This is a genomic window from Streptomyces sp. MUM 2J (assembly GCF_022414535.1).
In the GTDB taxonomy this organism is placed as follows: domain Bacteria; phylum Actinomycetota; class Actinomycetes; order Streptomycetales; family Streptomycetaceae; genus Streptomyces.
This window is the reverse complement of record NZ_JADWYM010000016.1, coordinates 12517-27775: the sequence shown is the minus strand read 5'-3', so window position 1 is coordinate 27775 and position 15259 is coordinate 12517. Positions and strand designations below refer to the sequence as shown.

At 70.7% G+C, this 15259-nt stretch carries 7 protein-coding genes and 1 pseudogene; 5 read left to right on the top strand and 3 right to left on the bottom strand.

Going from position 1 to position 15259, the window contains the following annotated elements:
- Positions 1-27: 27 nt before the first annotated feature.
- The 4 genes and pseudogenes from I3F54_RS15785 to I3F54_RS15770 all read left to right on the top strand — a co-directional run.
- Positions 28-3048 (top strand): annotated as a pseudogene (locus I3F54_RS15785) (type I polyketide synthase); the annotation flags it as partial.
- 55 nt (positions 3049-3103) lie between these two features.
- Entirely contained in the window at positions 3104-6307 is a 3204-nt protein-coding gene (locus I3F54_RS15780) for an AMP-binding protein (RefSeq protein WP_308373547.1), read from the top strand.
- 352 nt (positions 6308-6659) lie between these two features.
- Positions 6660-8009 carry a lysine N(6)-hydroxylase/L-ornithine N(5)-oxygenase family protein gene (locus I3F54_RS15775; RefSeq protein WP_240119397.1) on the top strand — a complete coding sequence of 450 codons (1350 nt, stop codon included), beginning with the start codon at positions 6660-6662 and terminating at the stop codon, positions 8007-8009.
- 26 nt (positions 8010-8035) lie between these two features.
- Positions 8036-8806: a thioesterase II family protein gene (locus I3F54_RS15770; protein WP_240119396.1), complete on the top strand. Its 771-nt coding sequence runs from the start codon at positions 8036-8038 to the stop codon at positions 8804-8806.
- Positions 8807-9401: 595 nt separating this feature from the next.
- Here I3F54_RS15770 and I3F54_RS15765 read toward each other — a convergent pair.
- Positions 9402-10589 (bottom strand): transposase, encoded by a 1188-nt coding sequence (locus I3F54_RS15765; RefSeq protein ID WP_240119395.1) that lies wholly within the window; start codon positions 10587-10589, stop codon positions 9402-9404.
- Between the two features lie 772 nt (positions 10590-11361).
- On the opposite strand from I3F54_RS15765, the gene I3F54_RS15760 reads away from it, so the two are divergent.
- The gene (locus I3F54_RS15760; protein ID WP_240119394.1) at positions 11362-11916 is read left to right on the top strand and encodes an LmbU family transcriptional regulator; all 555 of its coding nucleotides are present in this window, start codon (positions 11362-11364) and stop codon (positions 11914-11916) included.
- Between the two features lie 578 nt (positions 11917-12494).
- On the opposite strand, the gene I3F54_RS15755 is transcribed toward I3F54_RS15760, so the two are convergent.
- The gene (locus I3F54_RS15755; protein ID WP_240119392.1) at positions 12495-13151 is read right to left on the bottom strand and encodes an FMN-binding negative transcriptional regulator; all 657 of its coding nucleotides are present in this window, start codon (positions 13149-13151) and stop codon (positions 12495-12497) included.
- A 256-nt stretch (positions 13152-13407) separates the two neighbouring features.
- Positions 13408-14592, bottom strand: a complete 1185-nt coding sequence (locus tag I3F54_RS15750) for a serine hydrolase (protein ID WP_240119391.1) — start codon at positions 14590-14592, stop codon at positions 13408-13410.
- Positions 14593-15259 lie beyond the last annotated feature (667 nt).

Genomic DNA, 15259 nt, shown 5'->3' with positions numbered 1-15259 from the left:
AACGACGCACTGAGGGCCGGGCGCGCCGAGCCGATCGCCGTGCTCTCCATGGCGTGCCGCTACCCGGGAGGCGTCTCGTCGCCCGAAGACCTCTGGCGCCTGGTGCGCGACGGCCGCGACGCCGTGGCCGAGTTCCCACAGGACCGAGGATGGCGGGACGTGTACGACCCGGATCCCGATGCCGTCGGCCGCTCCTACACGCGCCACGGAGGGTTCCTGGCCGACGTGGCGGGCTTTGACGCGGGCTTCTTCGGCATCAGCCCCCGTGAGGCGCTGGCCGTCGATCCGCACCACCGGTTGCTGCTGGAGACCTCGTGGGAGGTGTTCGAGCGGGCCGGCATCGTTCCCGCCGAGGTGCGCGGCGCCGACGTCGGCGTCTTCACCGGGGTGAGCTCCTCCGAGTACGGGTGGCGATTCCTGGGGGCGGACCGCGACGAGTTGGAGGGACACCTGTTGTACGGCAGCGCGCTGAGTGTCGCATCCGGCCGGGTGGCGTACGAACTGGGCCTGACCGGCCCGGCCATGTCCCTGGACACGGCATGCTCGTCGTCCCTGGTGGCCCTGCACCTGGCGGCGCAGTCACTGCGTTCGGGGGAGTGCTCGCTCGCGCTGGCGGGCGGGGCGTCGATGATGCCGACCCCGGCGATCTTCGTGGAGTTCTCCCGGCAGCGGGCCCTGTCCCCCGACGGCAGGTGCCGGGCGTTCGCGGACGGGGCCGACGGCACCGGCTGGGCAGAGGGGGTGGGCGTGCTGCTCCTCGAGCGGCTGTCCGACGCCCGCCGCAACGGGCACCCGGTGCTGGCCGTCCTGCGTGGCTCGGCGGTGAACCAGGACGGGGCCAGCAACGGGCTGACGGCCCCCAACGGCCGTGCCCAGGAGAAGGTGATCCGCAAGGCCCTGGCGAACGCGGGGGTCTCCGCCACCGAGGTGGACCTGGTCGAAGCCCACGGCACCGGAACGGTACTGGGCGACCCCATCGAGGCCGGCGCCGTGCTGGCGACCTACGGGCAGGTCCGGGCGCGGGACACGCCCCTCTGGCTGGGGTCCCTGAAGTCGAACATCGGTCACGCCCAGGCAGCCGCCGGGGTCGGCGGCGTGATCAAGGCCGTGCTGGCCATGCGCCACGGCTGGCTGCCGAAGACCCTGCACGTGGACGCGCCCTCGCGGCACGTGGACTGGTCGTCCGGGGCAGTGGAGCTGCTGGTGGAGGGCCGGGAGTGGCCCCGGCCGAACGGTCCGCGGCGGACCGGCGTGTCGTCGTTCGGGGTCAGTGGCACCAATGCCCACGTCATCCTGGAGGAGGAGCCTGCGCAGGAGCCGGCGGAGCGCGGTGGCCCGGGCCCGGCGGTGGCCGGTGGGCTCGTGCCGTGGGTCGTCTCGGGCAGGGACGCGGCGGCCCTGGCGCGGCAGGCGGGCAGGCTGCGCGACTTCGCCGCCGCCGATGCGGGCACGGACATCGCCGATGTCGGCTGGTCGCTGGTGTCCAGCCGGTCGCGGTTCCCGCACCGCGCGGTGGTCCTCGGCCGGGACCGGGACGAGCTGCTGGACGGTCTGGCATCGCTGCGCGACGGCGCGGACTCAACCGGGCTGGTGCGCGGTGTTGCCGCGGACCTCGGCGCCGTCGTCTTCATGTTCCCCGGTCAGGGCTCGCAATGGGCAGGCATGGGACGGCAGTTGTACGCCACCTTCCCGGCTTTCGCACACACCCTCGACGCGTGCGCCGCAGCCCTGGCCGAGTGGACCGACTGGTCGCTGCTCGACGTGGTCCTCGGCGCCGGTGCAGCACCCGCACTGGAGCGGGTGGACGTGGTTCAGCCGGCGCTCTTCTCGGTGATGGTGTCCACGGCCGCCCTGTGGCGGTCCTGGGGCGTCGAACCGGCCGCGGTGGTGGGACACAGCCAGGGCGAGATAGCCGCCGCCCACGTGTGCGGTGCGCTGTCGTTGCGTGACGCCGCCAGGATCGTGGCGCTCCGCAGCAAGGCCCTGATCGATCTGGTCGGCCACGGTGGGATGGCGTCCGTCGCGGAGTCCGTGGACCTGGTGGAGGCGCGTCTCGCCCCGTGGGGCGATCGGCTGAGCGTGGCCGTCGTCAACGGCCCCCGCGCGGTGGTGGTGTCCGGGGCAGCGGACGCACTCGACGAGTTCGTGGAGAAGACGAACGCCGAGGGTGGCCAGGCCCGGAGGATACCGGTGGACTACGCGTCCCATTCGCCTCAGGTGACGCGGGTCCGCGACCAGGTGATCCGGCCGCTGTCCGACGTGAAGCCGAAGACGTCGGCCCTTCCCTTCTACTCCACCCTGCACGGCAGGAGGATCGACACGGTGGAGCTGAACGGTGACTACTGGTACGGCAACCTGCGCGAAAGGGTGCGCTTCGAGACCTCCGTCCGGCGGCTGACCGCCGACGGCTACCGGGTGTTCGTGGAGATGAGTCCCCACCCCGTTCTGACCTACCCGGTGCAGGAGATGGTCGAGGACCTGGACGACACGGTGGTCCTGGGCTCCTCGCGGCGGGACCGGGGAGAGGTGGACGCAGTGGTCGGCTCCCTCGCCCAACTGCACACCCGGGGTGGGGCCGTGGACTGGAGGGGCCTGTTCGGAGAGCGGCAGCGGGTGGACCTCCCCACCTACGCCTTCGAGCGGCAGCGGTACTGGCTGAGCCCCTCGCCCACGGCGGTGGCGGTGGAGGTGCCCCCGGCGCGACCGTCCTCGGGTGACCACCGTCCCCTCTCCCTGCGGGACATGCTCGCCGACCGGCCCGATGCCGACGCGGAGGCGATCGTCCTCGACCACGTCCTCGAAAGGGCCGCCACCGTCCTCGGACACGCCTCCGGTGAAACCCTGGATCCCGATGGGGAGTTCAAGCACTTCGGATTCGACTCGCTCCTCTCGGTGGAACTGAGCAAACGTCTCGCCGCGACGACGGGACTCAGGCTGAGGGCGAACCTGGTGCTGCGGTACCCGTCACCGAGACTGATCGCCCGGCACATCGTGTCCGCGATGGCCGAACGCGGCCCGTCTTCGGCTGACTCGCCTCCGGGAGGGTGACGGAGATCTGTGAATTCCATCTGTTCCCGGCCTTATTGCTGAGGGGTTGATCCGAGTGCGTTCGTTCGGTGCGTCGTCCGCGCATAAAGGGATGTGGCTGGCGCAGAAGATGTCCCCTGACATGCTGAACCATGCACTGGCCATGTGGGAGGTGGACGGTGAGCTGGACGCGGCGGTCATGGAATCGGCGATGCTGCGCGTGCTGGACGAGGCGGAGGTTCTGCGCGTCACGTTCGTGGACGACGGGAGCGGACTGCGCATGGTGCCCCGGGAACTGGGGGACTGGCGGCCGTTCCGTCTGGATCTGAGCGCCGAGGCCGACCCCGAGCAGGCCGCGCGCGAAGCACTGGCCGACATGGTGCGGCAGCCGTTCGACCTGGAGCGGGACCTGCTCTTCCGGCTCGGCGTGGTCACACTCTCGGCGGCCCGCTCCCTCGTGGTGATCTCCTACCACCACCTCGTATCGGACGGATACGGCGCCGGCGGCCTGCTGTCGCGCCGCATCGCCGAGGTGTACAGCGCGCTGGTGCGGGGCTCGGACGTGCCGCGGCCGCCGCACCCCTGGGACGCCGAGTCCTACGCGGCCCTGTCCGAGGAGTACGCCGCCTCCGAGGAGTTCGCCGACGACACCGGCTTCTGGCGCGACTATCTGGCGCACGCGCCGGCACCCGCCCAGGTCCCGGGCCCCACCCTGTCCGACGCGCGGCGCGCCGCGCTCTCCGAGCCGATGAGCGGCGCCGACCGCTGGTCGGAGGTGGCCGGCTCCATCGGGATGGCGAGCCGAACGCTGACCGTCCCGCGTGCGGAGGCGGACGCGTGGACCGAGACCGCCAAGTCCATGGGCGTGTGGATGTCCTCGCTGCTGACCGCGGCCGCGGCGGTCTTCCTGCGCCACCGCTGCGACCGCCCCGAGTTCCTCCTCTCGCTGGCCGTGGGAAACCGGGCCGGGGCGGCGGGCCGGACACCCGGTCTCGCGGTGAACGTGGTGCCGGTACGCATGAGGGTTCCGCTCAGCGCGACCTTCGCCGGGGTCGCCGACGCGGTGGTGGACGAGACGTACGAGGTCTTCGGGCGGACCGCCTGCCACTACTCGGACATCCAGCGCGCGTGCGGCACCGTCCTGAGCGGCCGGGGCAGCTTCGGTGCCGTGCTGAACGTCGTCGACTTCGTGGAGCAGATCCACTTCGCCGGCCACCCGGCGCGCTACTTCTCCGCGACGACCGGCACCTTCGACGAACTGTCGATCGGCTTCTGCACCGACGGGAGCCCCGACAGCGACCTGTTCCTCCGGCTCGACGCCCCCGCGGGCCTCTACTCCCGCGCGGAGCTGCGCGTCATCGGCGAGGACCTGCTCGACCACATCCGGGCCGTGACGGCCGCCGCTGCGCACACGCCCGTCGGTGCGCTGGACGTGCTGAACGGCGCCGAGCGGGACCGCCTGCTGACGGAGCCGAACGGGACCCACGCGCCGCTGCCGGGCCTGACCGTTCCGGAGCTGTTCGCCCGCCAGGTGGCGCGGTCCCCCGACGCCGTCGCCATGATGTCCGGGAAGACCAGGGTGTCGTACGGAGAACTGGATGAGCGGTCGAGCCGCCTGGCCCGGGCGTTGCGGCGCCGGCGCATCGGACCCGAGGTCGTCGTGGCGGTGGCGTTGCCCCGATCGGTGGACCTGGTCGTCGCCCTGCTGGGGGTGGTGAAGGCGGGTGGCGCCTACCTGCCGCTCGACCCGGTGTCCGCGGCGTGGGGGAGCGACGGCCCGGCGGCACGCGTCCTGCTCACCGATACCGCGACCGCCGCAGCGCTTCCGGCCGGTCCGGACGTTCCGGTCCTGCTGCTCGACGACCTCCGGTCGGAAGCCGACGACGGGCCCGGCACGGTTCTGGCCCCGCCGCGTCAGGACGATCTGCTGGCGGTGATGTACGGCTCCCAACCGGCCGGTGCGGCCACCGGGGTAGCCGTGACGCACCGCAACGTGGAGCGGTTCGTGCTGGACCGCCACTGGCAGGACGGCGGCCGCGGCACCGTCCTGTGGCACGCGCCGCCCACCACCGACGCGCTCACCCTCGAGGTCTGGGTGCCGCTGCTCAACGGCGGGCGGGTCGTCCTTGCTCCTTCCGGGGAACCGGACGCCGACGCCCTGCCCGAGTTGCGGGAAACCGAGGGGGTCTCCACGGTCTGGCTGCCCGCGGGCCTGTTCTCGGCGGTCGCGGCCGAACGCCCCGGGCGCCTCGCCGGGCTGCGCGAGGTGTGGACGGGTGGAGACCGCGTCTCCGCGGCCGCGGTACGACGCGTGCGCCGGGCCTGCCCCGAGCTGACGATCGTCAACGCCCACGGCACGGTGGAGTCGGGCGTGTTCGCCGCCTGCCACCGTGTGACCGCGGACGAACCCGCGCACCGGGCGGGCTCCCTCGGCCGCCCCACGGACAACACCGCCCTCTACGTCCTGGGACCGGGTCTGGCGCCGGTCCCCGTAGGCGTGGCGGGCGAGCTGTACGTGGCCGGACCCGGCGTGGCGCGAGGTCTTGCCGGGCGACCCGCGCGGACGGCGGAGCGGTTCGTACCCTGCCCGTTCGGCCCGCCCGGCGGGCGGATGTACCGGACCGGAGACCGGGCGCGGTGGGACGGCGACGGCCTTCTCGAGTACGTCGGACGGGGCGACGCCCAAGCGGACATCCGCGGTTTCCGGGTCGAACTGGCCGAGGTCGAAGAGGCTCTGTCCGAGTATCCCGGGCTCGCCCGGTCGGCCGCCGTCGCCATGTGGGACGACTCCGGGCAGCAGAGGCTGGTGGCCTACGTGGTCCCGGGCGGCGGAGCCCGCTTCTCGAGCGGGGGACTCCGCCGGTTCGCCGCGGGGCGGCTGCCGGAGTCCATGGTTCCGTCGGCGTACGTGGTGCTGGAACGCCTGCCGGAGACGGCGGGCGGAAGGGTGGACCGGGCGGCGCTGCCGGAGCCGTCGCACGACGACGGGTCCTACCGGTCACCGCGCAACCACACCGAGCGGGTCCTGGCCGACGCGTTCGCGGACGTGCTCGGGGTGGAACGGGTCGGCATCGACGACGACTTCTTCGACATCGGCGGCAACTCGCTGCGGGCGATCAGACTGGTCGGCCTGATCCGCGCGGAGCTGAACCAGGAGGTGTCCATCCGCAAGCTCTTCGCGGCGCGCACCATCGCCGGTCTGTCGGACATGTGGGGGGACGTGGCCCGGTCGAGCAGGCCCGCACTCCGCAGGAGGACGAAGGACGGCGAACCCCTGTGAATCCCGGCGCGGTCCGGCGCGTCCGCGGCCGGGTGGTGCGCCTGCCGCGAGCCGGCGGCCATTCCCCATACCCGTCGGGCCCGGGACAATGGGAGGGAACGACTTCGCCGTCCCGCCGACGGGACACACCTGCCCGGACCGCACGAACGGACGGCCTCCAGGGAGCACCGGGAGAACGGCGTGCTTCGGCCGAGTCCGGACGTACCCGAACGGCCCGTCGTGCCGCTCTGCTTGGCGGGGCGACCGATGGAAATCCGAGCCCGCCCCGACGTTGGCCCTTCTGGGAGCGGAACTTTGCCGGTCGACGATGCGGACAGCGCATCGCGCAGTCATGCCAGCGGGAGAATTCTCTATGAGTCATCGTGAACACGAGATCTACGACGTGGTCGGCATCGGGTTCGGCCCGTCCAACCTGTCGCTCGCCATCGCCCTGCAGGAGTACCGGACGAGCGGTCTGGACAAGGAGGTCAGCGCACTCTTCCTGGAGCGCCAGTCCTCCTTCGGCTGGCATCGCGACATGCTCCTGCCGTCGGCGACCATGCAGATATCCTTCCTCAAGGACCTGGTCACCTTCCGCAATCCGACGTCGAGTTTCAGCTTCATCGCCTTCCTGCACGCGTCGGGGCGGCTCCCGCAGTTCGTCAACAACCAGGATTTCTTCCCCACACGCGAGGAGTTCCACCAGTACCTCGAGTGGGCGCAGGCCCGGGTGGCCGACGACGTGGTGTACGGCTCGGAGGTGACATCGATCCGGCTGGTTCGCGGCGACGCTCCGGAGACGGACCGTCTGCGACTGCAGGTCGCGGACGGTGCCCGCCAGGCCGGGCGTGGGGTGGAGGCACGGAACGTGGTCGTCTCCACGGGGCTGGTCCCGAGCATGCCCGAGGGAACCGAGCGGGACGAACGGGTATGGCACAGCTCCGAGTTCCTGGAGAAGTACCGCCGGACGGACCCGTCACGACTGCGGCGGGTGACGGTGGTCGGGGCGGGCCAGAGCGCCGCCGAGATCACCAGGTTCCTCTACGACGAGCTGCCACACGCCGAGGTGTACTCGGTCATCCCCTCCTACGGGTACTCCGTCGCGGACGACACCCCCTTCGCGAACCAGGTCTTCGACCCCGGGGCCGTCGACGACTACTACTTCGGCACCGAGCGGACCCGCGAGGCGTTCTGGCGCTACCACCGCAACACGAACTACTCGGTCGTCGACGACGAGGTGATCAGGGACCTGTACCGCAGGGCGTACGGCGACGACGTACGAGGCGTCGAACGGCTTCATTTCCTCAGCCTGACGAGGGTCACCGGGGTGAAGCGCGTCGGCGCCGAGACCCGCGTCTCGCTCCAGGTGGGTCCCGACGCCGAGGTACGCGAACTCGACTGCGACGCGGTCGTCTGCGCGACCGGCTACAGCGGGATGGAGCCCACCGGCCTGCTCGGCGATCTCGACCGGTACTGTGTACGCGACGCGGCGGGCCGGTACCGGGTCGAGCGGGACTACAGCGTCGTCACCGACCCGGAACTGCGGTGCGGCATCTACCTTCAGGGCGGAACCGAGCACAGCCACGGCCTGACCTCGTCGCTGCTGTCGAACATCGCCGTCCGAAGCGGGGAGATCGCCGACTCGATCGTCGCCCGGCGAGCCGAGTGGAACGCCGCGTGCCCGATCTCGGTGCCCGCGGAGGTCGGTGGCGACCTCTACTGAAGGCCCGCCCGACGAGGGGAACGCATATGAGGAGCCCGGCCGAAGAGCGGTGGATACGCCGCCTGCGCGACGACGGCGGCTGCGGGACGAAGCTGGTCTGCTTCCCGCACGCCGGCGGGTGGGCGAGCGCGTACGGCGGCTGGCCTCCGCGCCTGCCGTTGGGCACCGGAGTGCTCGCCGTCCGGTATCCGGGGCGCGAGGACCGGCTCAGCGATCCGTTCCCCTCCGGGTTGGACGCCCTCGCGGAGGACATCGCGGAAGCGCTTCAGGGGCTGACGGGGCACCGGCTGGTGCTGTTCGGCCACAGCATGGGGGCCTCGGTGGCTCATGAGGTGGCGCTGCGCCTCCAGAAGCGAGGGCGTCCCCCGGCCGCCCTGTGTGTGTCCGGCAGGCGTCCGCCGCACATGCTGGACGGCCAGCGGCGGCTCCTCGGCAGCGACGAGGAGGTCATCGCGGGGATCGTGCGCCTCGACGAAAGCCGTGCCGCCGTGTTCGCCGAACCCGAACTGCGTGAGCTCCTGCTCCCCGCGATCTGTGCGGACTACCGGCTGGTGGACGGATACGCCGGTGGTCACCGCCCCCCTCTCGACTGCCCGGTCTACGCCTACGCCGGCCAGGACGATCCCGAAGTGGCCCCGGAGCAGATGCGTGGCTGGGCGGACATGACCAACGCTGCCTTCCGGCTCCTGGTGCTGCCCGGCGGGCACTTCTACCTCAGAGCCGAGGAGAGCACGCTGCTGGCGGACGTGACGGAGGTACTCCGGCACGTCGAGGACCGCATGGACGAGCACTCCTGACGGGGCGACACGCCCTGCGCGCTCTGACCTGAGACAGCGTGGCAGGGCATGGAGCAGGACGGCAGCGCCAGGGGCGGCCGCCTGGCGAGGGTGGAGGGGACCTCACGTGTGGGGCGTCGTGCGCGACGGCCGGTGGCATCATCGTGGCGCCTTCCTCGACCCCGCGAGCCCGTCACCGCGGACCGGACGTGTACGGCCGATCGGCGTCGGACGGTCGCCGGCGGCGACCGGTTCCCCCGCGCCACCGACGGAAGGCCGCGACACGATGTCGCCGGCCCGTTCCCGGACCGTGCTCGGGGAAGCGGGGCCTTCCAGCCCGTGTGAAGCCGTGGTCGCCCACCGTGCCGACCGCGCCGACGGCGCGTATCGGCTGTTCGGGGCAGCGGCCCCGGGGGCGGGCGGGCCGCGGGGGTCCCGTTGTCGCCTGTGGCGCGCCAGAGTGGCGTGAATCGACGCTGGTTTTGGTGTCAGATGATGTCACCATGGCACTTGGACCCGGGACCGGTGCACGAACGCGAGTACGGCCGCTGAACCCGCACCGTGGGGCCGGTTCCGCTCCCATGACACGCTCCTGCGATCGCCGCACGCCGCGTTGCTACGGCTGCCGGGCCGAGCCGCGGGACGGCGGTGCGGTGACCCCGTGCAGGCAACGGAAGGTGTACGCGGCGGAGATGAGGGCCATGTGGTGGTACCAGCCGGGATACGAACGCCCCTCGAAGTCCAGCAGCCCGAAGTCCTGCTCCAGGGAATCGATCACGGCCGTGGTCCCGCCGGTCAGCGCGGCGATCTCTCCGACCGCCCCGAGGGTGTGGTGGGTGAGGCTGGTGAGCCACAGCCGGCGCGACTTGAGCGTGGGGCCCGTCTCCGTGAAGAGCCGGTAGGGAGGGCCGGGGGAGCGCCCCGGGGCGCTGCTCGGCAGGTGGACGAGCGACGTCTGGAAGCCGGCCACGCGCTGCTGTCCGTCGGGCAGGGGGACGACGTCGGTCTCCGGGCTCTGTGCGAGAACCAGGGCCCTCGCGCTCACCGGTGCCGGGGCGGCTTCGCAGACGGGCAGCACGGCGAGGTGCGGTGGCACCGCGACGACGACGTTACGGCGGCGCTTGGCGAGTCCGCGCAGCAGGAACCCCACGTCGGGTTCGTTGCTCATGTCGGCGAGGACGACGGAGGACGGGGAGTCCAGCCGGGCCGACAGCCGGTCGACGAGTCGGAGCGCGTGCGCCCACATCGGCCGGTAGTGCTCGGAGACCGGTACGCGCGCCTCCCTGCGCCGATCGGAATCCTGCGTCCAGGTCGTCGGCAGGTGCAGGCACCAGTCGACGGGAACCTGAGCCGCGCCCACACAGAGGAAGGCACCGAGTCCCAGCTGGCAGTTGAGGGTACGGCCCGAGTGCAGGTCGAAGTGGCGGTGGACACCCACCGACTTCTCACCACGTTTGGGCAGGACGGCCCGGCCGATGGACCACACGGGCTCGGGTCGCCGTTGCACCACCCATCGGGTGATTTCCTCCATGACGTCGTCGAAATCCCATGGGCTGAGACTGACGAACTGGCGCAGCGACTGCACGACGGACGGATCGCGGGAGATTCCGGCGGCAATTCTTCGTACCGACTTCTTGCCCGGTGTGACGAGTAACCCGCTCAGATAGGCGTGGGCCCACTTGCGTTGGTCGATCCGGCGTAAGCACTTGAAGATCGTCCTGATGAAGTGTTCCAGGGATTCTGAATGGACGGTGTACGCCGCATGCTGCGAAGGCGACGATGTCTGCGGTGGGGCCGTTTCCATGCCGCGACAACTCCCCCGGGGTCACTGGCCGTGTGACGGTGAGTGTAGAACGTGCTCCACCGTTGCACCACCGTTACATTCCTTGGCTTAATCCGGCACCTCGGGTGCGCGGGGTTCCGTGCACCGCGCAGCGCGGTCCGACGAGTCCGCTCGACGCGTACTCCTCGTCGGCATCGGTGTGAGTGGGCCGCGCCAACAACCCGTGACCTGCGGGAACGCGATGCGCCTGTGCCTTGTCGGAGCGGTGGACGGCCGCGGGGCGAGGCGGCGTCAGGGGCAGGGCGTGACGTGGTGCGACGCCTGGTGCGAAGCCCGGCCACCTCACGGGCCCGCTCCCCATCACGCCATCACTGCTCTGGATCGCGGCGTCAAGGGCGTGTTCGAACTCCGCAAAGTAGTGCTCGATGGTGCCAAGATCCTTGAACTGGTGCCGCTGCCAGGGTCTACTCATGGCCAGCAATTGGCCATCCCGCCAGCGCTGGGAAACGGACATTCGTCGGTTCGTTGAGGCCATTGCTGCTCAACGGCGGGCGGTGGTCAAAGTGCTTCGTATGCGTGCAGTAAAGCGAGGCGGACGCTTCCGCCTTCGATGGGAGCCACCGCAAACCCATTCGGTGTATCGATGCGTCGACGCGGGGGTATGATGGCAAATCGGATCGATGACCGTAACGAACCCAGAGCCCTCATATTCGGCAGGCCGGCAGAGGCCGCGCCGAGGAACCGCAGAGCCAGGGGAACGGATTCGCGGCGCGATCAAGTACTCACGACCAAGGTGGGGTTGCACATCCCCGCGGGACTCGCTTTCGAGGAGTGGGAGCACGCGGGTTGCCAACTCTCCGGGCTGCTCAACTCGTCGTCCTGGTGGCTGGGGGACTGGCTCGTATACGGCAAGGCCCACTACGCCGACCGCTATGAGCGCGGCATCCGCGCGGCGGGGCTCCAGTACCAGACGCTACGCAACTACGCATGGGTCTCCCGGAGGTTCGAACTGGACCGGCGGCGGCCCGCGCTCAGCTTCCAGCACCACGCCGAGCTGGCATCGCTACCGGTCGACGCGCAGGAGACCTGGCTGGATCAAGCCGAGCGGCTGCAGTGGAGCACCAAACAACTGCGCAACGCCATCCGGAGCGAGCGCGAAAGCAGCTCCCCGCAGCCGGACGTCGTGGCGGCCACGCGTCGGCTCGCCGTGCCTGGCAACCGGCTCCACTGGTGGCACAAGGCGGCGGCCCAGGCCGGCATCGAGTTGGAGGAGTGGGTGATGGCCACCCTCGACGCGGCCGCCAGGCGCGTGCTGGAGAACACGGACCGGCAGCTGTCCCTGGACTGAGTGAGCCCTTTCCACCCTCAACCGGAGCTGGTCAGATGAAGGTGGGGCCCGGCGCGGCTCGCACCGTCTCGGTCAGGCCGGGGGCGAGAGCGGCCGGTGGGCGCTACCTGTGACGGCGGCGGACTGACCGGCGCGGTGACGGACCACTCGGGGGTACGTCGACGTGCCGTGGGCCGGCGAGCACCAGGCCACCACCCCCACGCTGGTGAGCACCGTTGAGAAGACCTCAGTATGAGCCGTTCTGCTGCCACTCCTGTAGTGGTTGACAGTCATGGCCGTGATTTCCTGCCGGTGCTCCTTGAATATGTGAGAGGACTCCGCAGGCAAGACAGAAGTGAAATGTCGCACACGAATACGGAATTTCCTGCGGGAAGTATCCGTGCCGCGCCGCCGCGCCGCCGCGCCGTTCGTCGGCCGCCCCGTGGCACGCTCGAACTGCGGGCCCAGTATGGGGAGCGGAAGCACACCGCGTGGCCCGACTCCGGCCGGAGTCGGGCCACGCGGCAAGGTGGGGGCGGTTTCCATCTGTTCGGTCAACGTCGGTGGGCCTGGTGACCCTCACGTTCCGGGGGGCGGGTTCAGGGCCCGGTCCGGGGCAGCCTGCTCATGAGTTCGGCCGTCTCCCGATGCCGGCTGCACTCGCGTCCGCCGAACGATTTCTGCACCCGCTCGCGGACCTCGGCGGGTTGTTCCTGGCTGAGTTTGAACATGCCCTGGGCGCCCGTCACCGAGATCCGGAACGCGCCGACGCCGGAGACTATCCTCCGGAAGTAGCCGATCGATTCCGACTGGTCCCAGCCTGCACCGAATCGGGCCTCGTAGGACAGTGCCGTGGCCCGCACGACCTCCAGTGTCTCCTCAGGAGAATCGATCTTCTCCACCACACCGCGCACATGCGCCGAGGTGAAGTTCCACGTCGGTGCGGCCGGCGTCGTCCCGTACACCGTCGGTGAGACGTACGCGTGCGGCCCGGTGAAGGCCAGGAGTACGGCGTCTCCCGTTCTCATCGCCCGCCACTGGGGATTGGCCCGGTTCATGTGCCCGAGCAGGATCGCGCCCACGAGGTCGTCGGGCCAATCCCCGGTCGTTTCAGGGTCCGGGATCACGGGAAGGTGCGTGGCTGACGGGCCGTCATCGGCGCTTCCGTTGATTACCGCCAGTGCCAGCGGATTCTGGCGTATCAGGTCGGCTATCCATGAACCGTCCGGTTCGCGGTAGTGACGGGGAACGAACATCCGGACATCACACTCCTCGTGGGTCAGCGGTGTGGTCCAAGCACAGGTCCGACGTTTCGAAGACCCACCGCACACCCGCACGGCGTGCCGGTGTTCCGGGACGCTTCGACTGCTGTCCCGTCAGCGGGACGGTGCGGTGGAGTCCGGGACCTGACCGGCGAAGCGTCCGGGACGGGGTCGACGGAAGCACCGGTGTTTTCCGGAACCCGTTCCGGGCGTCGCGGTCCAGTGGGGCAGGAGAGGCGAGCGGGTTGTCTCAACGCGATGGGGAAGGCGCCTCGCAGTACTCGGCGTTGAGAATGGGGAGGACGGTCTCCGCTCCCCAGCTGCTGTTGTAGTTGAGGGTGATCTGGTGGCTTCCGTCCTCCGTGGTGGCGGCCAGGGTGAGCCATCCCACCATGCCGCCGTCGTGGTACCAGAACGGGGTGCCGCAGCTCGTCGTGAACCGTTCGATACCGAGCCCGTAGGACGAGCCCGGGAAGTCGGGATTGTCGACGGTGGTCTTCATGGCCTTCAGCTGTCGTGGCGGCAGCAGCTTCCCACGCATCAAGGCCCGGTAGAACCGGTTCAGATCACGCGTGCTGGAGATGATGTCGCCGTCGCCCCAACTCTGTGACGCGTTCAACTCGGTGACGTCGTCGATCCGGTCCGGTGCCGAGGGGAACAGTTTGGCGTACCCGCGGCCGCTCGGCCGGGGCAGGCGGACGCTGTCACCGGGGTTGGACGTGGCCTTGAGCCGCAGCGGCCTGAGGATCCGGTCGCGTATCTCGTCCTCGTACGACCTGCCGCCGATCTCCTCGACGATCAGCGCGGCCAGGATGTCGTTGGTGTGGGAGAACCAGTGTCTGGCACCGGGTTTGAACAGCGGCCGGTGGGAGAGGGCAACCTGCACCCGCTGCCCGGGAGTCAGGGTGTCGTACCGGTGCCGGAGATAGCCCTCGCCCACCATGTACGTCGCGACGTACTGCTCGTCGGCGAGGTAGTCGAACAGACCGCTGGTGTGGTTGAGGAGCTGCCGCACGGTGATCTCGCGGCCGTCGTTGCCGTTGCCCCGCACCAGGCCGGGCAGATGGCGCTCCACGCTGTCGTCGAGGCTGAGCCGCTTCTCCGCTTCCATCTGGAGGAGGACGGTTGCCACGAACGTGTTGGTGATGCTGCCGACGCGGAACCGTTCGTTCGTTCGGCGCGGCGCACCCGTGCTCAGGTTGCCCACGCCCGATGCCGAGGACCACACCCCGTGGGCGTCCCGCGCCTGGGCGGTCACGCCAGGGACACCGGCTGCCACGGCCGCGTCCAGCGCCCGCTGTGTGGCCCGGTGGCCCGTCGCCGGGGCCGCCGCTTCCTGTGACGCCTGGGCGGGAGCCGTGAAGGCGGTGGCCGCCAGCACCGTGGCCGCCGCCAAACCGACCATGCCGGCCTCGAAGCGCTTGCGTGTCGTCATTCCGTGCTCCTGGAGTCGTCCCTACTCGGCTGTACTCGGCTGTTCTGTGCTCGTGTGCCGTCCGTTGGCGGACGCACGTCACTCATGTGCGGGGCCGGAGGACGAGCGAGCTCGTCCGGGACCGGTTGGTCCGGCTCGGGAGCGCTCCGCGTCGCCGCCGTACCGAGGCAGGCGTGGATCCCGGTGCCCGCCTCGTCGGAGATCCGTCCCCTGCCTGCCAGCGGCACGGAGCACGGGACGCCATGGGAGGGCACCTTGGCCGGTTTCGGTATCACCGGATGCGTCCACGGGCCACTGCCGGGTCCGGGACGGGTGGCACGTCCGCCTCGCGGCGCAGGCCGGTGTGGTGCGCGGGCGGCGCCGCGCAAGGCGAAGTGTGCTCGGTCAGGACCCCGGTCCACGGGCAGCCGGGCGTCGGCGGAGCCGGGCCCCACACGCTCGACCAGACGGCGGGCTCTGGGCGTGGCCGACGCGGAGGCAGTCGACGGTCGGCGAAGGCGGGGTGCCGCTGGCCATCGAAGTCCCCTCTCGTCCCCCCGTGAACGGCACCACGAGAACACACACATCAGCACCCGGGCAACGGTCCCGGGCGCGTCCCGCGGCCGCCCCGGCGACGGCCGGGCCGCGCGCCCCGAAGCCGGTCTCCGTCCGGCATGCCCCGCCGCCG